The sequence below is a fragment of the Alcaligenes sp. 1735tsa3 genome, from assembly GCF_024134565.1.
GTDB classification, from domain to species: Bacteria; Pseudomonadota; Gammaproteobacteria; order Burkholderiales; family Burkholderiaceae_B; genus Alcaligenes; species Alcaligenes phenolicus.
This window is the reverse complement of sequence record NZ_CP099862.1, coordinates 2,792,205-2,812,800: the sequence shown is the minus strand read 5'-3', so window position 1 is coordinate 2,812,800 and position 20,596 is coordinate 2,792,205. Positions and strand designations below refer to the sequence as shown.

Genomic DNA, 20,596 nt, shown 5'->3' with positions numbered 1-20,596 from the left:
GTTTTAATGCTCAGATGGACGGAAGCCAAGTTGATGTCAGCACGTCTTTTGGTACCCATTTTCGTCCCTTGCAGCCATGGGTTTGCCGGGGATCTGTCAGTAGGAATAAACGATGAAGTTAGTTGATCCGGCTATCAATGCCCTGGAATGCGCCCGTGGACTGTTGCTTGAGCCCTGGGGCTTGAATGAAAGCCATTTGTCCGGCGCGCTCGGTGAGATCTTCACCCATCAGGCTGACTATGCCGACCTGTATTTTCAGTACACCCGCAGCGAAGGCTGGGCGCTGGACGAAGGAATCGTCAAAAGCGGCAGCTTTTCCATTGAGCAGGGCGTGGGTGTGCGCGCATTAAGTGGCGAGAAAACCGCCTTTGCCTATTCGGATTCCCTCAGCCCCGAGGCTTTGCTGTCTTCGGCCCGTGTGGTGCGCTCGATTGCCCGCCAGGGCGGTTCAGGCAAAAGCGGCATTTTGGTGCCAGCCGACACGCAGCGCCCCACCTTGTATACGGGCACAGACCCTATTGCCAGCCTGCCTGCTCCTGACAAAGTAGCCCTGTTGGGGCGACTGGATGCCTTGGCTCGTGCAGCGGACCCGCGCGTGGTGCAGGTCATGGCCAGTCTGGGTGCGGAATACGATGTCGTGCTGGTGGCCGGTAGCGATGGTCGTCTGGCCGCCGATGTACGCCCCTTGGTGCATTTGTCCTTGTCGGTCATTGTTGAACAAAATGGCCGCCGTGAACGCGGCTCGGCGGCAGGTGGTGGACGGGTTGATCTGTCCTACTTCTCCGACGATATGCTGCGCAGCTACGTGGATAAGGCCGTGCGTTCGGCCATGACGAATCTTGAAGCCAAACCTGCGCCTGCCGGTCAGATGACGGTGGTTCTGGGCCCAGGTTGGCCAGGGGTCATGCTGCACGAAGCCGTGGGCCACGGTTTGGAAGGGGACTTTAACCGTCGTGGCAGCAGCCTGTTCTCGGGTCGTATTGGCCAGCGCGTGGCGTCCAAGGGCGTGACCGTCATTGACGATGGCACTCTGGAAAACCGCCGTGGCTCCTTGAATATGGATGATGAGGGCAATGCCACACAACGTACCGTCTTGATTGAAGACGGTATTTTGAAAGGCTATTTGCAAGACACCCATAATGCGCGTCTGATGGGCGCTGCCATTACGGGCAACGGTCGACGCGAGTCCTACGCCAGCCTTCCTTTGCCACGCATGACCAACACCTTTATGTTGGGTGGCGATAAAGACCCTCAGGAAATTATTGCCTCGGTTAAAAAGGGTTTATATGCCGTAGACTTCGGTGGCGGCCAGGTCGATATTACTAGCGGTAAGTTTGTTTTCTCGGCCTCGGAAGCCTGGGTGATTGAAAACGGCAAACTGATGTATCCCGTCAAAGGTGCCACTTTGATTGGTAGCGGCCCCGATGCCATGAACCAAATCAGCATGATCGGTAATGACATGCAGTTGGATTCAGGAGTGGGGACTTGTGGTAAAGAAGGTCAAAGCGTTCCGGTTGGAGTCGGTATTCCTACCGTGCGGATGGAAAATCTGACCGTAGGTGGAACCGCCTGATTTAATTTGCTGGCTAATCAAAATAGATAAAAAGAACCGCCCCCCTTAATTCAAGGTTGGGCGGTTTTTTTATGCTGCTTTTATTGCAGTGCAGCAAATAGAATTTAATTTTGATTTTTGCTCATCAGGCACAGCCGTGCCCGGATTAATGAATATGGTTTTTCAGGTAGCACTTTTCGTTGGCCTGGGTTTGCGGACCCGGATGGCCAGCCAGCACAACAAGGCGCCCGAACACACCATGGCCGAGCCTTGCCAGAAGCTGGGCGTCAAGGGAGCCTGCAGCAAAAAAGTAGACAGGGCGGCTGACAATACTGGAATGAAGTAGGAGGCGCCGGCCAGTATGGTGACATTGCCGTGCAAAATACCCACGTTCCAGGCCGCATAGCCAAAGCCCATCGCCATGGCCGCCAGAAGCAAGTAGATCAGTGCTGGAAGGGTAAAGGTCATTGCAGGTGCTCCTTGGCCTAGATATTTCATCCACAAGACGGTGGCTGTCAGCATGAAAAACAAGGTAATGCCATTTTTGCCCTGGCCGATGCGTGCAGTCATGGTGCTGTAGCCCGCCCAGATCAGTGCGCCACTAAAGGCCAGGCCGTAGCTCAAGGGGTTGTCCTGCACATTCAGCCAGATGCCGTGCAGACTCAAGCCTTGCTCACCGCCCAGAATCCAGCTGATACCCATCATGGACAAAAGCAGGCCAGGTGCGATCAGCCAGTTGGCTCTTTGCTTGTTGAACAAAATAGCGGCCACGATGGTAAAGGTGGGCCACAGATAATTAACCATTCCCACTTCAATCGCTTGCTGGCTGTTGTGGGCGTAGCCAATGGACAGAGCCAGGCACAGCTCATAGCAGACGAACAGAACGCTGCCCCAGATAAGGTAGCGGCGCGGAAAGTCGCGCAAGCGTACCCAGCTAAGCGATAAAAGAAGAAAGACAGAGGCCAGGGTGTAGATCAGTGCGGCGCCGCCAGTCGCACCCAGGTAGTCGCTGACGCTGCGTATCAGGCCGACAATCATGCTCCAAAGAACAATGGCGATCAGACCAATCAGGGTTGCCTTATCAGATTGCTTCATGCGGGTTTCAGTGTCTGCAAGGCACGGCGAGAACAGCAGCAGGCTTTACTTGGCCAAGAGACTTATGGGTTAATGGACCGGGTTTGTATCAGGCTGTGCCGGTTTGCAAGCAGGGCTGTGACGCGGCACACCCGGTCTTGAGTGAAAACCGACAGGCCCCCACGGCAAGGGCTCGTGGCAGTTTACTGTAAGCGGCGTGTCGGCTCGAGCCACTCACGGCGAAAAGGGGGGCAGGCAGGGTATTTTCTGCGCCTTGCTGGTCCGACCCCGTAAGCCAGGGTACTTACATTTTTTTGGACTTTGAGTCAGAACCTCTTGTTTATGCTCTCTATGATTTTGAGTGTAAATCGGTTTGACTTGAATCTTTTCTAGGCATATCATTTCAACACGAATTAATCGTGCTGAATTATTTTGTTTGGCTAATTAAATGACCACAGATCAACACTACGATTTACGAATTTTGCGGGCTTTGCGCCAGATCACGCGCTCGATTGCCCTGCATTCCAGGCAGCTGTCGGCGTACAGCAATATCACCGCGCCCCAGTTGATCTGCCTGCGCACCATTATCGAAAAAGGCCCGTTGACGGCCACGGCCATCAGCCGCGAAATGCACGTCAGCCCCAGCACCGTGGTTGGTATTCTGGACCGCCTGGAAGACAAGAAGCTGGTGCTGCGCGAGCGTGGTCGTGAAGATCGACGCATTGTATTTGTCAGTGCGACACCAGAAGGGGAGACCCTGGCACGCGATACGCCGTCCCCCTTGCAAAAGAAGTTGTCGGACGCCTTGAAAGAGTTGCCCGAGCTGGAACAGGCCACCATGACCTTGTCCCTGGAGCGCATTGTGCGCTTGCTCGATGCTGACCCGGATGTTGTGCTGGAGGCCGACGATGCGGCCTCGCCTATTCTTGAGGTCCCGGAAGGGGATGTACCCCCCGAATCCGGGTTGGTGGTTTGACGGACCGACCTAGTCCGGGCAGCTCGGCAGGCAGCATCACTGCCGCCGATCCTGCCCCCAGTGACCCGGCGCTGATACTGCGTGCGCCCCTGTTGCGTGATGCGGCCGCAATCCATCAGCTGATTGCCGATAGCCCGCCACTGGATCTGAATTCTGAATATCTCTATTTGCTGCTCAGCGAGCACTTTTCCCAGACCTGCGTTGTCGCGCAGCGTGGGGAACAAATAGACGGTTTCATCTCTGCCTACTTTCTCCCCGACCGTCCTGATGTGCTCTTTGTGTGGCAAGTGGCCGTGCATGAGCGCGCCCGTGGGCGTCGTCTGGGGCAGGCCATGCTGGAGCATCTGCGACAGCGTCTGCGTGGCCGTTCCTTGCGCTATCTGGAAACGACGGTCAGCCCCGGTAACCGGGCTTCGCGTGGCCTGTTTGCGGCCATGGCCCGGCGTTGGGGCGCCCCCATGCAGGAACAGGAATTCTTTGATACCGCCTTGTTTGCCGCACAGGCTCACGAGGCAGAACCTCTATTACGAATCGGCCCCTTGGACTCTGGATAAGAGGGGACTTTACGCAAATGAACGGTAGAGCCGGTCTGGTTCGCTGATTGTTGTTTGTCGGCTCAAGACACGCCGTTCTATAACCAGGAGAGGAAATATGACTGATTTAAAAATATTCGACCGGATGGAGTCTGAAGTAAGGGGCTACGTCCGGTCCTTCCCGGTCATTTTCAACAAAGCCCGAGGCTCGGTTTTGGAGGACGAGTCAGGCAGGCAATACATCGATTTTTTCAGTGGAGCCGGTACGCTCAACTATGGGCATAACAATCCCCATCTGAAAGAAAAGCTGATTGAATACCTGAACACCGACGGCTTGGTACACGGTTTGGACATGGCCACCAGCGCCAAGAAATACTTTCTTGAAACGGTGGACAAAGTGCTGCTCAAACCGCGCGGGTGGGACTACCGCTTGCAGTTTACGGGGCCCACCGGCACCAATGCCGTGGAGGCGGCGTTAAAACTGGCACGCCAGGTCAAGGGTCGCCAGAATGTGATTTCCTTTACGCACGGTTTCCACGGCGTCAGCACGGGTTCCCTGGCAGTGACGGCGAACTCCAAGTTTCGTAGTGCAGCGGGTGTGGCCCTGGGCAATACCTCGTTCATGCCCTATGACGGCTACTTGGGACCGGACGTCAATACGATGGCTTATCTGGAGCGCTTGCTGGAAGACCCCAGCAGTGGTCTGGACCATCCTGCCGCGGTCATCGTGGAAACCGTGCAAGGTGAAGGGGGCGTGAACGTTGCTACACAGCGCTGGCTGCGTGAACTGCAACGTCTGTGCCGCGAGCACGACATGCTGCTGATTGTCGATGACATTCAGGTCGGTTGTGGTCGCACGGGCCGTTTCTTCAGCTTCGAGCAGGCCGGTATCAGCCCTGACATCATCACCTTGTCCAAATCCTTGTCCGGTTTTGGCTTGCCCATGTCTTTGGTTTTGTTGCGTCCTGAACTGGACGTATGGAAACCCAGCGCCCATAACGGCACCTTCCGTGGCAATAACCTGGCTTTCGTGACTGCGGCTCAAGCTCTGGAAAGCTACTGGGCCAACGAGGACTTTGAAGCCGAGATCCAGGGTAAGGAGCGTCAAGTGCGCGACTGGCTGGAAAACCTGGTGCACAGCTATCCAGATCGTGGTTTGAGCGTACGCGGTCGCGGCCTGATCCAGGGCCTGGTGACGCCGCCCGGTGCCGGTCTGGCCAATGAAATTGCTGCACAGGCTTTCAAGCAAGGTCTGGTGATTGAAACCTCGGGCGCCCACGACGAAGTTCTGAAGCTGCTGCCTGCCCTGACGATCAGCAATGAAGAGCTGACTCAAGGCCTGGACATTATTGAACGCAGCGTGGCCCAGTGCCTGTCCAAGCGCGGCAGCCAGGCCAAGATTCTGAAGATTGGAGGAGCACGCTAATGTTGGTCAAGAACGTACAAGATGTGATTGGAACCCGTGACGAGGTGCGCACAGACACCTGGGTCAGCCGCCGTGTTTTGCTCAAGAAAGACGGCATGGGTTTTTCCTTTCATGAAACCGTTATTTTTCCTGGCACCGAAACCCACATCCACTACCAGAATCATCTGGAAGCGGTGTGGTGCATCGAGGGCGATGGCGAAATCGAAACCGTTGCCGACGGCAAGAAATACGATTTAGGCCCAGGCGTAGTTTATGCCCTGGACCAGCACGATGAACACTATCTGCGCGGTGGCAAAGAGCCGCTGCGAGTGATCTGCGTGTTCAATCCGCCCCTGACCGGTCAGGAAGTTCACGATGAGAAAGGGGTTTACCCAGCCATCGTGGAAGACTGAAGACCTAAGGAGAGCATGATGACAGTGACCATGAGCGATCTGTACACATCCCGTACAGAACGAACGGCGGCCATCGTCAGCCGCCAGGAGCCGGTGGTGTATCCGGATCCGGTAGGTAGCCAGCCTTTGAACAAGTCCCAGCTGCGGGAGTACGAGGACAATGGCTTTTTGCTGCTGCCTGATTTGTTCAATGCGCAGGAAGTGCAAGCCTTGCTGGGCAATGTGGAAGCCATGAGCACCGATCCCGGCATCTTGTCGCGTGAAGAAGCGGTGGTGGAAAAGGGCAGTCAGGCCGTGCGCTCGATCTTTCGTGTGCATGAGTTAAGCGAGCTGATTGCCCGCCTGGTGCGCGATCCGCGCGTACTGGATGTGGCTCGTCAGATTCTGGGCTCGGAGGTGTATGTGCATCAGTCCCGTGCCAACCTGAAACCGGGCTTTACCGGCAAGGAGTTTTACTGGCATTCGGATTTCGAGACCTGGCATATCGAAGATGGCATGCCGCAAATGCGCGCCTTAAGCTGCTCGGTGCTGTTGACTGACAATAATGTGTGCAATGGCCCCTTGATGCTGGTGCCGGGTTCGCACCGCCAGTTCATCTCTTGCACAGGGCAGACACCGGACAACCATTACAAGGAGTCCTTGCGCAAGCAGGAGTATGGCGTACCCGATCCGATCAGCCTGCGTTTGCTGGTGGATCAGGGGGGTATTGAAGCCATTACTGCCAAGGCCGGTTCGGTGATCTTTTTTGACTGCAATACCTTGCATGGCTCGGCCAGCAATATCTCGCCTTGGCCACGAGCCAATGTGTTTACGGTCTATAACAGCGTGGAAAACTGCGTGGGTGATCCCAAGCAAGGGCTGACACCCCGTCCTGCGCATGTGGCCACTCGCGGGCAGTTCCCTGTCCTGACGCCGTTGAACGGACCGCTGCTGGAGTCCTAGGCAGAAAGAAGGTCTGCGCCTTGTGCGCAGACCTGGCCGGATAAGACGCTCCCTGGATTTATTTCAGGGGGCGTTTTTTTGTGGGCTCAGGATTGTGAAGAAGAGGGGAGCGGCCAGCGTCTGGGGGCGGGCGTTGGTAAATGACGGGTCTGCACCGTACTGATTGGCCGGCGTCCGGAAAAGCAGTTATCGGAGATGCTCATCAGATATGACTCGGCATGTCCAGGAGTCCTTGTGATGGCTGCTGGACAGGATCAACTGTGTTAATGCACCCAATTAGCAACAATCGCTTATTTCTACCCGGGTAATATTGACGAATTAATATCATCCGGGTAAAAATAGAGCCTTCTTACTTGAAGCTCTGGTTTTGACATGAAAACGACTTACCCCAATACTTACACCAGCTTTATGGGCCACCGCCGTATCGCGTCCGGTCCCATGCTGACCAATGTGCTAGCCGTGAAGAAAGTGCTGGAGAGCGGGGTTAACGATCCCGTGCTGATCTTTGACGATGTGACAGGCCGTTTTGTGGATGTGAACACCCAAGGGACGGACGAAGAGCTGGCGCAACGCTATGCGCCAGTGGATGCTCCTGAAGTAGAGGTCGAGCAGACAGAGGAAGAAGCTCCACGCGGCCGTGGTCGCCCTAAGCTGGGCGTGATTCCTCGTGAAGTGACCTTGTTGCCACGACATTGGGATTGGCTGGCGACTCAACCCGGAGGGGCATCGGTTGCGCTACGCAAACTGGTTGAAGAAGCTCGCCGTGCCAGCGCCGCCAAAGATCAGCGTCGCCAGGCGCAGGAACGAGCCTATAACTTCATGACGGCAATCGGTGGTGATTTGCCTGGCTTTGAGGAAGCGATGCGAGCCTTGTTTGCTGATGAGCTGGAGCGCTTCAAAACCCTGCTGGCTGGCTGGCCGGAAGATGTGCGGGAGCATGCTATCAAGCTGGTTAAAGATGTCGATGCATTTGAGGTGCAATAAAGCTTAAAAAAGTATCCTCTCCCTCTGTTAATCCCACTTGAAGCCGGGTCTGCGGAGGGAGAGGTCTATGCGGCCTTCAAGCTCTGCCTGGATGGCCTATCTGGTCGAAGACTCGCTGCTGTGATAACCCAGTAGTTGGGACAGTTCTGTTGCAGCGGTGCGCACAGTATTGACTAAAGACGAGGTGTCCAGTTTGCCGGAGCGCAAGTAACTGACCGGAATCGTCACACCCAGTGCGGCTACGATATGCCCCTGCTTATTGCGTATCGGGACAGCTGCACTTCCTACTTCAGGCTCAAAATACCCTTCGTCGTAACCATAGCCACGCTCGGCATCTTGGCGGATGAGTTCGTACAGCATATCCGTGGTCGTAGGAGTCCGCTCAGAAAATCTGGGCAGTGTGTTTTCTGGGTACAGCTGCAGCAAATCCGCCGGTTTCATATCACTTAACAGCACTCGCCCCAGCAGGGTGGCATGCAGCGGCAAACGGGTACCTACATGTACGGTGCTGACAAATGGGGTGGGGGCGGCCACTTTGCTAATGATGACGGCGCTATGTTCATCTTGAATCGCCAAGTTGCACGAGAGCCCGGTTTGATCACGTACGCGCTCCAGAATCGGTGTCCCTAATTGAGTCAGCTCCAGAGAAGCCAAATACTCAAACCCCAGTCGCAAAATGGCCATGCCCAATTTATACGTATGGCCACCTTCCACGCGCTGTACAAAGCCCAGATTTTCCAGTGTCGCCAATAATCTGAAAGTGGTGGTGCGGGGAAGCTCCAGTCTTTTGGCTAGTTCCGGCGCCGTCAAAGTCTGCTCGTTCCGGTTGAATTCGAACAACAAGCGCAGGCCACGCTCCAGTCCTGGCACGGTGTAGTTTTGTTGTGCCGGCAAAGTCGTACTCATAAGTTCTCTTGGGTATTGGTCACAGCGGTTTAGTTGATGTGGCTAAGTATAAGAGTGGGCGCCGCTATTGTGATAGACAGCGGCGTGCCCGTCTGAAGTGATTCATGCTTAAAGGGTTTCTACTCATTTCTCTCGAAGTTTAAATGATTTTATACTTTATGTTCCTAATATAAAACAACATTTCACTAGTGAAACAGAAAGGGTAAGGGATGAGTAAAGGACGAATGGGGGCAGTAGTGGGTGTATTGGTCATGGCGTGTGCTGGGCACGGCGCTGCGTTGGCCCAGCAAAGCAGCGTGCAGCTCTACGGCTTGCTGGACAGCGGCCTGTTGCTGGAAAAACAGTTGGATGACAGCAGAAAGTTTGGAATGGCCAGCGGGATTGCCGGTCAATCGCGCTTTGGTATCCGCGGCAGTGAAGACCTGGGTAATGGTTATTCCGTGACCTTCCAAATGGAAGGCGGCTTGTTGACGACGACCGGCACCTCCACCCAAGGCCGCCTCTTTGGACGGCAAGCAACCTTAGGAATCAAGGGCGGTTTTGGTGAACTGAAGTTTGGTCGGCAAACTGTTTTTGGCTATTCGTGGACGCCCTTTATTGCCAGCCCGTTTGGCGTGGCATGGTCTGGTAACGGCATCGGTTCTACCTTCGGGTATAAAAGCGGCGACTACGGTGCAGATGGTCGCTTGAGCAATGCGGTGACGTATCAGACGCCTGTTGTCGGTGGGCTGGAAGCCGGTATTGGTTATAGCTTTTCCACTGCTGATGAACAGTCTTTTGGCTCATCCAACAACAATCGTGTTCTGACCGCTGGCTTGCGCTATAGCAATGGCCCCTTGAAGGCGGCGCTGACCTACGAGCGCTTGAATCCTATTAAAGATAGTAATAATCGCAAGGCGCAAAACCTGCAGTTTGGTTTGTCTTATGACTTTGGCGTCGTGCGTTTGTTCAGCGGCTATAACGAGCAGCGCAACATTAACCTGAACCCTGCGCCTGGCTATGTGAAAACAGGGGGCGACAAAGATCGCGCCTTTACGGTCGGCGCGTCCATTCCTACTGGAAAAAGAGGGACGGCCATGCTGAGTTATCAGCGCGCCATGCTCTCGAACAATGGCGGTTTTGCAGCAGGTTACCGCTATCAACTCTCCAAGCGCACCAACGTGTATGCGATGGGCAACGTGTACAGCGTGCGCAACCACTTTATTGACGAAAAACAGCGCAAACACCAGCTCGGTGTTGGGCTGCAGCATTCATTTTGATTGTTTTGATGTTTTGGGAGTAGAAAGGAAAGCCATGAGTGATATGACAACAGAACAAATTGTGCCGGTTCCCGATCAGGAATCTCCTCTGTTTGCGAGCTGGAAGCGTCCACAGGACAAGAGTTTGCAAGAGTGGATTGAATCACGCATCGCTCGCCGCAAAAGCCGTCAGTACGATTGGAATGCACTAGGTTGGCAAGCAGAGGTGAACCCGACGTACCGTCGAGCGCAAACTCGCTACATCGGCACAGGAGCAGCGGGCGTAACCCATGACGACAACGTCATTCCGGCAGAGCATTTCACGTTTTCCACCATGATCTTGCCTGCTGGTTGTGAAGGCCCCTTGCATGTGCACCACGACGTTGAGGAAGCTTTTTTCATTTTGCGCGGCGACAGTATCCGTCTGTTCCTGGAATACAAGGGAGAGCGTTGCGAAGTTGTCTTGAATGAACGTGACGTTATTTCGGTGCCACCGGGTGTGTACCGCGGTTTGCGCAATGAGGGTCAAGAAGAGTCCTTGATGTGCGTGATGCTGGGGGCGAACCGGCCTGATTTGCCTGACTATCCCGAAGACCATCCGCTGACTGCCGCCAAGAAGCTGCGTATGCAGGCAAAGGCCGCTGCGCAAAACAAGCAGCCCACCTAAATCCTATCAAGGAGCGATTCCATATGAACCGCAGGAAATTTCTGGTTTATAGCGCCGGCGCCTTGGGGGCAATGAGTTTGCCCCTGAGCGCCAGCGTGGCCTTTGCCAAGGCAAGGGGGACCTACACGTACCTGACCCCTTTCACGCTGTCCCTGGCCTTCGCGCCCGTCTTGTATGCCAGCGCGTCGGGTGGTTTCGACAAACTGGATGTGAACGTCAAAGTAGAAGTGGGCAGGGGGGCCGGTCAGGCCATACAGCTGGTTGCCGCCAAGCAGGTAGAAGCTGGCCGCACCGGTGGCGCCAATTATCTGTCTGCGCGCGCCCAAGACAACTCCGATGTTCTGGCCTTTGGCACGGTGTCACAGATTTCACCTTTTGTGGTGATTTCTTCCCAGAGCCACCCAGTTCGGGACGTGAAGGAACTGGCAGGGAAAGTGGTTGGCGTGGCGTCATTCGGTGGTTCTATGGAGGCCACCTTGAACTTGATGCTGGCCAAAGCAGGCGTGGACCCCAAGTCGGTGCGTCGTGAGCGTGTTGCTGACGGTCCGGCGTCGTTCGCGATGGTGGAGGCGGGCCGTATTGCCGCATTTTTTGGCAATGCCAGCACGGTATCGCGCCTGCGTGCTGCCGAACTGCCTTTGGTGGCGCTGCCTGTAGACGACGGTGTGCCTGGTCAAGTCTATGTGGCCAGTGAAGAGGATCTGGAATCCAACCGCGAGCAGCACGTCGCATTTTTGCAAGGCACCCGCTCGGCGATCTTGGCGATGGCGGATATGGACGATGCGCAACTGCTGGAAGTCATTCGCACGATTGCGCGTCGTTTCGATGTGCCAGGTATTGAAAAAGAAGATATTGCGCTGGGCGACCTGAAAGGCAACCGTGAGTTGTGGTTGGCGCACGGTAAAGAAAATGTCTTGCGTAATGTGCCCGAGCAGTGGGATGAAGCGACTCGCTTGTTGCAGGGTGCCGGTCTGATGAAGGAAACCTCCAGACAGCTCTATACCAATGCCATCTGGGAGTCTACCGTTGTCTGAGCTAGCAAAAAAACCGTCCACTGACGCACCGCCCATCGTTCGTTTTGACCGTGTCTCCAAGCATTTCAAGACCTCTACCGGTACGACCATTGCTTTGCAAGACATTAATCAGCACATCATGGCCGGTGAGTTTGTGGCAGTAATTGGTCCATCAGGCTGCGGCAAGTCCACCTTGCTGCGCTTGTTATGTGGTTTGGAACAGCCCACCTCCGGTCAGGTGAACTGGCCCGCTACGGCCGACAAGAAAACGCCCGATATCGGTGTGGCATTTCAAGAGCACCGACTTTTGCCGTGGATGAATATCCAGAAAAATATCCTGCTGCCCAAGTTGATGCAAGCGGGCAGTTACAGCGCTGAAGATGAACAGCGGGCGCTGTTGCTATGCGACATGGTGGGGTTGAAAGGCTTTGAAACCAAGAGCCCGGCTGAGCTGTCCGGTGGGATGCGCCAACGGGCGTCTTTTGCGCGCGCCCTGTTTTCCCAGCCCGATTTATTGCTGCTGGATGAACCGTTTGGGGCATTGGATGCCTTGACCCGGGAAAAAATTATCGCTGATGCAGAGCGTATCTGGATGGATCAGAAATTTGGTGCTTTCCTGATTACGCACTCTATCAGTGAAGCGGTGCACTTGGCGGATCGGGTCATTGTGATGTCGGCGCGCCCGGGACGTGTGGTCGCCGAAATTCCTATTACGTTGGAGCGTCCGCGCACAAACTTTTTGGGTGATCCCGAGTTTGCCCGTCTATGTGATGAACTGCGTCAGCATCTGGAGTTGTAAGTGAATCGTCTACTTATTCAAATCATTTCCGTGCTGGTGTTTTTCCTGCTCTGGAAAGCCTATGTCAGTGGTTTTGACGTGTCCCCCCTGGTCTTGCCCCCACCGGAAGATGTGGTGCACGCCCTGGTGAGGCTGATGCAGCGTGATGATACCTACTATCACATCTACACCACCTTGGCCGAGTGCCTGGGAGGCTTTTGTATCGCGGTAATTGTGGGAACCTTGCTGGGGCAGTTGCTGGGACGGATCGCCATCTTGGACACGATCTTCAAACCCTTTGTGATCGCCTTGCAGCTGACGCCTAAAGTGGCGCTGATTCCCCTGTTCATTTTGTGGTTTGGTTTTGGAATCGAATCCAAGATCATCATCTCGGCGCTATTGGCTTTCTTTCCGGTTTTCTCCAATAGTTATCTGGGGGCCAAGTCTGTCGATACGGGTTTGATTGAAGTGTTTCAGGTGGGCAAGGCAAGCACCTGGCAGCGCTTCAAACTGCTGGTGATCCCTGCCTCCTTGCCTTACATCCTGACGGGTATGGAGATGGCAATTGTGCTGGCCATTATTGGTGCCGTGGTGTCTGAGTTTGTGGCTGGTTCGCGTGGTCTGGGCTACTTGGCCACCATCAAGCTGCAGGATCTGGAAGTGGATACCTTGTTTGCCGTTGTAATCCTTTTGGCGATGATTGGTTTCGTGCTGTATTTCACCGTTGGTTCACTGCGTAAAGTTGTGATCCCTTGGCATGAGTCGGCAAAAGCGGCCAAGAAATAAGCCATCGCACGAAAGTAGGAGGCAAAACATGCCACTGAGCACACAGAGTGCGATGCGTAAGACGGCTTCTGGCCTGTCTTATTGGGATAACGGGGAGCAGCAAGGCGATGTGTACGTCTTGCTGCACGGCATCAGTTCGGCTGCGGGTTTGTGGGCCAAGCAGTTTGCAAGCCAAGCGGGGAAAAACCGGCTGATAGCCTGGGATGCGCCGGGCTATGGCGACAGTGTCGCTTTGGCCTCGGCCACTCCCAGCGCTGCTGATTACGCTCAGGCACTGAGAACCTTGGTGCAGGAGGTGGGTTTGCCCGCCTTCACGCTGGTGGGGCATTCCTTGGGCGCATTGATGGCCACTGCCTATGCCTCGCTGTATCCGGAGGATGTGTCACGTTTGGTGTTGGCCAGTGTGGCACAGGGCTATGGCAAAACCTCGGCAGAGCAGCAACGGCAGGTATACGAGAAACGTCCACGACTGCTCGAAGCGCTGGGCCCGGAAGCCATGGCGCAAGAGCGTGGGCCGTTTCTGTTGGGGCAAGTGACACCCGAAAACATGCAGATGGTGACGCAGGCAATGAAACGACTGCGTCTGGAGGGATTCCAAGCGTCTTCCTATCTCTTGGCGTACGACAGTATTGATGATTACCTGCCGAGTATTCAAGGTGACATAGAGGTTTTGTACGGCACAGAGGATGGCATTACTCCACCTGCCGGGATGCAGGCCTTACAGCACAGTTACCCACGGCTGAAATTACAGGCAGTGCCGCAAGCTGGCCATTTGCTGTACGTGGATCAACCTGCGCTATTTGATCGCCTGGTCTTTGGCCATGCCGAGCAGGACAAGAAGGAGAGCAGCATATGAGTTTTCAAGTTAGCGGCAAAGTGGCCGTCGTGACGGGAGGCTCCTCAGGCATAGGTCTGGAAACCGTACGGCTATTGCTTGAGCAAGGCGCATACGTTGCCTGGTGCGGACGGGATTCCGGGCGCCTGCAGGATTCCTGGGAAGCAATGGCGGCCTGTTTTGAGTCGGATCGTCTGTATATACAGTGTTGCGACGTGTTGAATGCGGATGCCGTCAAACAATTTATTGAGCAGGTAGCGCAGCGTTTCGGCGGTGTGGACATGCTGATCAACAATGCGGGCCAGGGAAAAGTTGCCAGCTTTGAAGACACCTCGGATGAAGAGTGGATACGGGAAGTGCAGCTGAAGTACTTCAGTGTGTTAAATCCCGTGCGGGCCGCCTTGCCGTATCTGCGCCAGTCAAGCATTGCGTCCATCGCCAATGTGAACTCCTTGCTGGCTTACAAACCTGAGCCGCACATGATGGCAACTTCAGCCGCCAGAGCGGGTTTGTTGAATTTGAGCAAAGGTTTATCCAAAGAGTTTGTGGCTGCAGGCATTCGAGTGAACTCCATTTTGATTGGCATGGTGGAGTCCGGGCAGTGGCAACGTCGCTACCTGGATAGATCAGATCCTGATCAAAGCTGGGAGGATTGGCTCGCGGGCATTGCCCGCAAGCGTGGCATACCGATGGGACGTCTGGGCAAGCCTGTGGAAGCGGCTCGGGCTTTGGTGTTTTTAGCGTCGCCGTTGTCTTCCTATACAACGGGATCAGTCATTGACGTGTCTGGCGGGTTTAGTCAGGAAATTTAGGGCAGAACGATGAAAAAAGTAGCATTTATTGGCTATGGGGCCATGGCAAAAACGGTGCATGCCCTGTTGCCTGAATCCATTGAACTGGCATGGGTGATTGTCACTGAAGCGGGTGTGGCCGCCATGCAGCAAGAGCTGGGGCCTGCTGTGCAAGTGATCAGCCATGTGGATGACATGGTGGGAACGCCAGATCTGGTGTTGGAGATGGCCGGGCAAGCTGGTTTGAAAGCCCATGCCAAAGCGGTATTGCAGCGCCAATTGCCTTTGGCCGTGATTTCGGTGGGGGCGTTTGCCGACAGTGTGTTTGAGCAGGGGATACGTGAATTTGCGGTTGCACAGGGCGCACAGCTACAGATTTTGCCTGGCGCTATTGCGGGGGTTGATGGTATTGCCGCTGCACGCACAATGGGTTTGGATAGTGTGGTGTATCAAGGGCGTAAAAAACCAGCCAGTTGGAAAGGCAGCTATGCCGAGCAACTGGTCGATTTGGATGCGCTAACCGAAGCGACCGTATTTTTCCGAGGCTCGGCTCGTGAGGCGGCACAGAAGTTTCCGGCCAATGCAAACGTGGCAGCGACCATCGCCCTGGCAGGGGTGGGCATGGACGCAACTCAGGTTGAGCTGATTGCTGATCCTGCCATGACACGAAACCAGCATCGTATCCGTGTCGAAGGAACGTTTGGTGAGATGCAAATAGAAATGCAGGGCGTCGCTTTAGCCAGCAATCCTAAGACGTCCACCTTGGCAGCACTGAGTGTGGTGCGCGCTTGCTATCAACTGGGTGACGCCCTGGTCATCTAGGCGGAGAAAAACATGAAAGCATTATTTTTGGCCGGCCATTGGCGGCAAGGCCGGGGGGCAGTTGCGCGCAGCATTTTTCCAGCAGACGGTAGCGTGAATGCCGAGTTTTCTACCGCCAGCCTGGAAGATGTGCAAGAGGCCGTTCAAGCCGCGCACCGGGCCTGGCAAGAGCCCTCCTGGCGCAATAGCTTGCCCGTGGAGCGGGCTCGGGTGCTCTATAAAGTGGCCGATCTGATCGAGCAGAATGTGGCCGAGCTGGCCGCTTTGCAAACAAGAGACAACGGCAAGCCGCTGGCAGAAACGCGTGGTTTGGTGATGAGTGCTGCCGCCACGGCCCGTTATACCGCCGCGTGTCTGGAAACCCTGGATACAGAGCTGACCAATGCCCGGTCCAGAGAGTGGTTGACCATGAGTGTGCATGAGCCCTTGGGGGTGGTGGCCGCCATCACACCCTGGAACTCGCCCATTGCCTCTGAAGTGCAAAAACTGGCACCCGCTTTGGCAGCGGGTAATGCCGTGATCTTGAAACCAGCCGAAGCGACATCCTTGATCGCCTTGGAACTGGCGCGCCTGTTTGAGCAAGCGGGGCTGCCTCCCGGCTTGCTAAGCGTGTTACCGGGTAAAGGTTCAGTCGTGGGCAATGCCATTGTGCAGCATCCACTGGTGAAGAAAATTTCCTTCACAGGCGGGACGAGCACAGGACGTCAGCTGGCTCATATTGCAGCAGAGCGCTTGATTGGTACCTCCCTGGAGCTGGGAGGCAAGTCGCCGACGGTGGTGTTGGAGGATGCCGATCTGGATCTGGCCGTAAATGGGGTGATCTACGGCATTTTCAGTTCCTCAGGGCAGGCTTGCATCGCCGGTGCGCGCTTGTTTGTACACGCAAACGTGTATGAGGCCTTTATGCAGCGTTTGGTCGCTAAAACACAAGCGCTGCGTGTGGGGCATCCCGAGCACGCCGCGACTCAAGTTGGCCCACTGATAGACGAGAAACACTTGAGTTCGGTTGACGCCTACGTGCGGCGCGCCGAACAGGAGGGCGGGCAGATTGTAGTTGGTGGGCACCGTCTGACCGAGGGTGATATGGCGCAGGGCAATTACTACGCCCCCACCATTATTACCGGGCTGGGTAACCGGGCCAGCGTGTGCCAGGAAGAGATCTTTGGCCCCGTGCTGGTGGTATTGCCGTTTGAGGACGAGCACGACTTGTTGCAGCAAGCCAATGACAGTGTCTACGGCTTGGCCGCCGGCCTTTGGACTGAAAACTACCGCAAGGCCTGGCAACTGGCCCGAGCACTGGATGTAGGCACGGTCTGGATTAATACCTACAAGAAATTCTCTATCTCCACACCCTTTGGCGGTTTTAAAGAAAGCGGCGTGGGCAGGGAGAAAGGCAGGCTGAGTATTTTGTCGTACATGCAGCAAAAAAGCATTTATATGGGGCTGAGTACACAGCCTGATCCGTGGTGTGAAGGATGAGAGACACAAACATGACAGAAACCATTTCCGTGGGTGAGGCCATTGCCCGTGTGTTGGAGAGCCACCAGGTACGCAATGTGTATGGCGTGATTTCCATTCACAATTTGCCCATTGCCGATGCGCTGGGCCGCCGCAAGCAGGTGCAGTTTGTATGCGCCAGGGGCGAGGCGGGTAGCGTCACCATGGCCGACGCAGAATCACGTTTCACTGGTTTGGGCGTGGCCTTGACCAGTACGGGGGCAGGGGCTGGCAATGCCGTGGGCTCGCTCATCGAAGCCTGCAATGCTGCCAGCCCTGTACTGCATTTGACGGGCCAAGTTGAACGTGAGTATCTGGACAGAGATGCCAGTTTCATTCATGAAGCCAAAGATCAGTTGGGTTTCTTGCGCGCGTCCAGTAAAGCCGCGTATCGCATCACCAGCCCGGAGAACGCGGTGGGCATGATTCAAGAGGCCATACGCGTTGCGACCACCGTTCCCATGGGGCCGGTAAGTGTCGAAATTCCTATTGATGTGCAGGCTGCACACATTGCCTGGCCCATCTCGCTGGAACCGGCCGCCCCCTTGCAATTGCCTGCTTTGCAAGAGCGCGACAGAGCCCGACTGGCCGCAGCCGTTAAAGCCGCAAAACGTCCCATGCTCTGGATAGGGGGGGGAACCCTGAAAGCGGGTAAAGCCGTCCGTCAGTTGGCGGATATGGGGATCCCGGTGGTGTCGTCTACACATGCACGTGGCGTCCTGGCAGATAGTCACCCTCGCAGTTTGGGTGCATTTCACAATACGGCTGAAGTGGAAACGCTGTTGGCCGACGCGGATTTGGTCTTGGTGGTCGGTTCGCGTTTGCGCAGCAATGAAACCAAAACCTATTCCATCCAGTTTCCTGCCAACACCCTGCAAATTGATGCGAACCCGGCTGCACAACAGCGAAACTACGCCATCAGCCAGTTCGTCTGCGCAGAGGCCAACGAAGCCCTGACAGCCTTGGTGCAAGATCTGCAGGGCTGCTGCTTTGTCGATGCGGATTATGATGCCGCGATTACCCAGGCCCGTGAAGCCGCCATACTCCAATTGACTGAACAGTTGGGGCCGTATGCCGAGCTATGCTTTGCCCTGCGTGCTGCCATGCCTGAAGATGCGATCCTGGTGCGCGATATCACCATGTCCGGAAGTACCTGGGGCAGTCGGCTGTTCCCTGTACAAGCCCCCTTGCAAAACATCCACTCCTTGGCAGGGGCGATCGGCTTGGGGCTGGCACACGCGATCGGTACGGCCAAGGCAAACCTGGACAAGAAGGTGGTGGCCTTGGTGGGTGACGGCGGCTTGATGCTGGGTATTGGTGAAATGGCCACGATGGTACAAGAGCAAAGCAACCTGGTCTTGCTGGTGATGAATGACGGTGGCTATGGCGTGATGCGTGGCATACAGAAGCGTTACTTTGACGATCGGCAATATTACAACCAGCTGCACACACCTAGCTATCGTGATGTGGGTCGGGCGATGGGGTGTCAGGCGTATCTGGTGTCGTCGTTGGACGAATTCAAAACAGTGGTGAAGCAGGCCATTGAGCATCAAGGCCCCTCGGTGGTCGAAGTGGATATGGCTAGCATCGGACCACTACGTTTTTCAGGCCCACCTCAGAAAAAGCTGTACTGATTCATTTCATGTGGCAGAGCAGGGTGGTATGCTGCGTAAGGTAGCGCCACCCCGGCTGGATTGTGTGAAACCGCAGCTTGTGGAAATCCGCTTCCGGCGGTTGCAGACCTCGCCTCTGTATCATCCTGTTCAGCTTGGTGTTGTCTGCTAAATCTGGATGGTTTTTTATCAGCCACTCTTTCTTGTTGCCACGTTTTTGGGGTTATGGAGGCAGCGAACAGACGTGTCGCTGGTCTATACGCTCCCTCTGATCCGCCCTGTGAACAAAAAGAATTAGGCCGCCTGAATAAAGTTGCTCAAGAACGCCTGCGTCCGCGCTTCCTGCGGATGGCAGAACACTTGTTCGGGTGGGCCGGATTCCACGATCACGCCTTTATCAAAGAAGCAGACGCGGTCTGAGACTTCCTTGGCAAATTGCATTTCGTGGGTCACCAGCAGAATTGTCAGATCCTGTTCCTGACTCAGCTTTTGAATCACGCCCAGCACTTCGCCCACCAGCTCCGGGTCCAGGGCCGAGGTGGGTTCATCAAACAGCAGAATATTGGGTTCCATCGCCAGGGCCCGGGCGATGCCCACGCGCTGTTGCTGTCCGCCAGAGAGCTGGCTGGGGAATTTGTCGGCATGGTCGATCAGGCCCACCAGATCCAGATATTTGGTGGCCCGTTCGCGCGCCTGTTCTTTGGACAGGCCCAGCACATGGGTGGGCGCTTCAGTCACATTGCGCATCACCGTCATATGCGGGAACAGGTTGAACTGCTGGAACACCATGCCCATTTCCTTGCGCATCTCGCGTAAGTGGTTCTGGCTGGCGGGCACCAGCTTGTCATCGACCCGCTCGTGCCAGAGGGGTTTGCCCGCTACCGTGATGACACCTTCGTCTATGGTCTCCAGCGTCATCAGAATGCGCAGCACGGTGGATTTACCGGAACCGGAAGGGCCGATGATGGTGACTTTTTCACCTGGTTCGACCTGGAAGTTCAAGGCGTCCAGCACGGTGACATCACCAAATTTCTTGGTGACATTGTCAAATTGAATGATGGGGTTCGTAGAGTCAGTCATCGCAGGGGGATTCCTTGCTTGGGCAAACGCTGGTCCAGCGCTCGTACCCCAGCGGATGCCAGGAGGGTCAGCAGCAGATACAGGCCGCCCACCATGGACAGGGGAATGATGTAGTTAAAGGTACGGTCACCGATAATCTTGGCCACATTCAGAACTTCCAGTACCGATACAACAGAGAGTACAGGCACGTCTTTCATGATGGACACCAGATAATTACCCATGGCCGGAATGATGCGCGGGATGGCCTGGGGCAGAGTGATGACCATAAAGGTACGCAGCGGGGAAATGTCCAGGGCGCGGGCTGCTTCAGTCTGGCCATGGGTAACGGACTCCAGACCGGCTCGGTAGACCTCGGACAGATAGGCGCTGTACTGCACCCCCAGCGCCAGTGCGCCGGTCAGAAAGGCGGGCAGCACAATCCCGTAGTCCGGTAGCACGTAGTACAGGAAAAATAATTGCACCAGCAAAGGCGTGTCGCGCAGGAATTCGGTCAGCACATAGGCGGGCCAGGAAATCAGGCGCAGACGCACACTTTTCAGGCCTGCCAGAATCAGTCCCAAGACAGCCGCAACACCAAAGCCCAGTACGGCGGCCTGGATGGTGACCCATAAGCCTTTAAGCAAAATAGGCAGGATAGACAGCGCAAATGCCCCGTTGCTGCTGGTGTCCCATTCAATACCAAACAGCATGT

21 protein-coding genes are annotated in these 20,596 nt (G+C 55.5%); 17 read left to right on the top strand and 4 right to left on the bottom strand.

Annotation, left to right across the window (positions count from 1 at the left end):
• Positions 1-112: 112 nt before the first annotated feature.
• Positions 113-1,573 carry a metalloprotease TldD gene (gene tldD, locus NIZ92_RS13115; RefSeq protein WP_226349441.1) on the top strand — a complete coding sequence of 487 codons (1,461 nt, stop codon included), beginning with the start codon at positions 113-115 and terminating at the stop codon, positions 1,571-1,573.
• Positions 1,574-1,735: 162 nt separating this feature from the next.
• On the opposite strand, the gene yddG is transcribed toward tldD, so the two are convergent.
• Positions 1,736-2,647: an aromatic amino acid DMT transporter YddG gene (gene yddG / locus NIZ92_RS13110; protein ID WP_254002087.1), complete on the bottom strand. Its 912-nt coding sequence runs from the start codon at positions 2,645-2,647 to the stop codon at positions 1,736-1,738.
• A 427-nt stretch (positions 2,648-3,074) separates the two neighbouring features.
• Here yddG and NIZ92_RS13105 point away from each other — a divergent pair, with 427 nt between their 5' ends.
• From NIZ92_RS13105 to NIZ92_RS13080, 6 genes are all read left to right on the top strand, one after another.
• Positions 3,075-3,602 carry a MarR family winged helix-turn-helix transcriptional regulator gene (locus tag NIZ92_RS13105; protein ID WP_226349440.1) on the top strand — a complete coding sequence of 176 codons (528 nt, stop codon included), beginning with the start codon at positions 3,075-3,077 and terminating at the stop codon, positions 3,600-3,602.
• Positions 3,599-4,156: a diaminobutyrate acetyltransferase gene (gene ectA / locus NIZ92_RS13100; protein WP_026483035.1), complete on the top strand. Its 558-nt coding sequence runs from the start codon at positions 3,599-3,601 to the stop codon at positions 4,154-4,156. The genes NIZ92_RS13105 and ectA overlap by 4 nt, the downstream gene beginning before the upstream one ends.
• A gap of 97 nt (positions 4,157-4,253) precedes the next feature.
• Positions 4,254-5,561, top strand: a complete 1,308-nt coding sequence (ectB, locus tag NIZ92_RS13095; protein WP_009456189.1) for a diaminobutyrate--2-oxoglutarate transaminase — start codon at positions 4,254-4,256, stop codon at positions 5,559-5,561.
• Complete coding sequence (locus tag NIZ92_RS13090) at positions 5,561-5,953, top strand: ectoine synthase (protein WP_009456191.1); 393 nt, start codon at positions 5,561-5,563, stop codon at positions 5,951-5,953. Before ectB ends, NIZ92_RS13090 begins: the two co-directional genes overlap by 1 nt.
• 18 nt (positions 5,954-5,971) lie before the next feature.
• On the top strand, positions 5,972-6,895 hold the full coding sequence (gene thpD / locus NIZ92_RS13085; protein WP_035272589.1) for an ectoine hydroxylase: 924 nt from the start codon (positions 5,972-5,974) through the stop codon (positions 6,893-6,895).
• Between the two features lie 372 nt (positions 6,896-7,267).
• A complete protein-coding gene (locus NIZ92_RS13080; RefSeq protein WP_254002086.1) occupies positions 7,268-7,879 on the top strand; it encodes a DUF2239 family protein in 612 nt (203 codons plus the stop codon).
• 96 nt (positions 7,880-7,975) lie between these two features.
• Here the strand turns inward: NIZ92_RS13080 and NIZ92_RS13075 are convergent, their stop codons facing one another.
• Positions 7,976-8,785: an IclR family transcriptional regulator gene (locus tag NIZ92_RS13075; protein ID WP_035272592.1), complete on the bottom strand. Its 810-nt coding sequence runs from the start codon at positions 8,783-8,785 to the stop codon at positions 7,976-7,978.
• 209 nt (positions 8,786-8,994) lie between these two features.
• Here NIZ92_RS13075 and NIZ92_RS13070 point away from each other — a divergent pair, with 209 nt between their 5' ends.
• The 10 genes from NIZ92_RS13070 to NIZ92_RS13025 are packed head-to-tail and all read left to right on the top strand — an operon-like array spanning position 8,995 to position 18,846.
• A complete protein-coding gene (locus NIZ92_RS13070) occupies positions 8,995-10,044 on the top strand; it encodes a porin (protein ID WP_035272594.1) in 1,050 nt (349 codons plus the stop codon).
• Positions 10,045-10,087: 43 nt separating this feature from the next.
• On the top strand, positions 10,088-10,690 hold the full coding sequence (locus NIZ92_RS13065) for a cupin domain-containing protein (RefSeq protein ID WP_052159462.1): 603 nt from the start codon (positions 10,088-10,090) through the stop codon (positions 10,688-10,690).
• Between the two features lie 23 nt (positions 10,691-10,713).
• The gene (locus NIZ92_RS13060) at positions 10,714-11,724 is read left to right on the top strand and encodes an ABC transporter substrate-binding protein (RefSeq protein ID WP_052159448.1); all 1,011 of its coding nucleotides are present in this window, start codon (positions 10,714-10,716) and stop codon (positions 11,722-11,724) included.
• On the top strand, positions 11,717-12,502 hold the full coding sequence (locus NIZ92_RS13055; RefSeq protein ID WP_042481933.1) for an ABC transporter ATP-binding protein: 786 nt from the start codon (positions 11,717-11,719) through the stop codon (positions 12,500-12,502). The genes NIZ92_RS13060 and NIZ92_RS13055 overlap by 8 nt, the downstream gene beginning before the upstream one ends.
• Positions 12,503-13,267 (top strand): ABC transporter permease, encoded by a 765-nt coding sequence (locus NIZ92_RS13050; RefSeq protein WP_035272595.1) that lies wholly within the window; start codon positions 12,503-12,505, stop codon positions 13,265-13,267.
• Between the two features lie 28 nt (positions 13,268-13,295).
• Positions 13,296-14,123 carry an alpha/beta fold hydrolase gene (locus NIZ92_RS13045; protein WP_254002085.1) on the top strand — a complete coding sequence of 276 codons (828 nt, stop codon included), beginning with the start codon at positions 13,296-13,298 and terminating at the stop codon, positions 14,121-14,123.
• On the top strand, positions 14,120-14,914 hold the full coding sequence (locus NIZ92_RS13040; RefSeq protein ID WP_035272596.1) for an SDR family oxidoreductase: 795 nt from the start codon (positions 14,120-14,122) through the stop codon (positions 14,912-14,914). The genes NIZ92_RS13045 and NIZ92_RS13040 overlap by 4 nt, the downstream gene beginning before the upstream one ends.
• A 9-nt stretch (positions 14,915-14,923) precedes the next feature.
• A complete protein-coding gene (locus tag NIZ92_RS13035; protein ID WP_035272597.1) occupies positions 14,924-15,715 on the top strand; it encodes an aspartate dehydrogenase in 792 nt (263 codons plus the stop codon).
• Between the two features lie 12 nt (positions 15,716-15,727).
• Complete coding sequence (locus NIZ92_RS13030; protein ID WP_254002084.1) at positions 15,728-17,194, top strand: aldehyde dehydrogenase; 1,467 nt, start codon at positions 15,728-15,730, stop codon at positions 17,192-17,194.
• Positions 17,195-17,205: 11 nt separating this feature from the next.
• Positions 17,206-18,846 carry a thiamine pyrophosphate-binding protein gene (locus NIZ92_RS13025; protein WP_254002083.1) on the top strand — a complete coding sequence of 547 codons (1,641 nt, stop codon included), beginning with the start codon at positions 17,206-17,208 and terminating at the stop codon, positions 18,844-18,846.
• 273 nt (positions 18,847-19,119) lie between these two features.
• Here the strand turns inward: NIZ92_RS13025 and ehuA are convergent, their stop codons facing one another.
• On the bottom strand, positions 19,120-19,905 hold the full coding sequence (ehuA, locus tag NIZ92_RS13020; protein ID WP_009456195.1) for an ectoine/hydroxyectoine ABC transporter ATP-binding protein EhuA: 786 nt from the start codon (positions 19,903-19,905) through the stop codon (positions 19,120-19,122).
• On the bottom strand, positions 19,902-20,594 hold the full coding sequence (gene ehuD / locus NIZ92_RS13015) for an ectoine/hydroxyectoine ABC transporter permease subunit EhuD (RefSeq protein WP_083053302.1): 693 nt from the start codon (positions 20,592-20,594) through the stop codon (positions 19,902-19,904). Before ehuD ends, ehuA begins: the two co-directional genes overlap by 4 nt.
• Positions 20,595-20,596 lie beyond the last annotated feature (2 nt).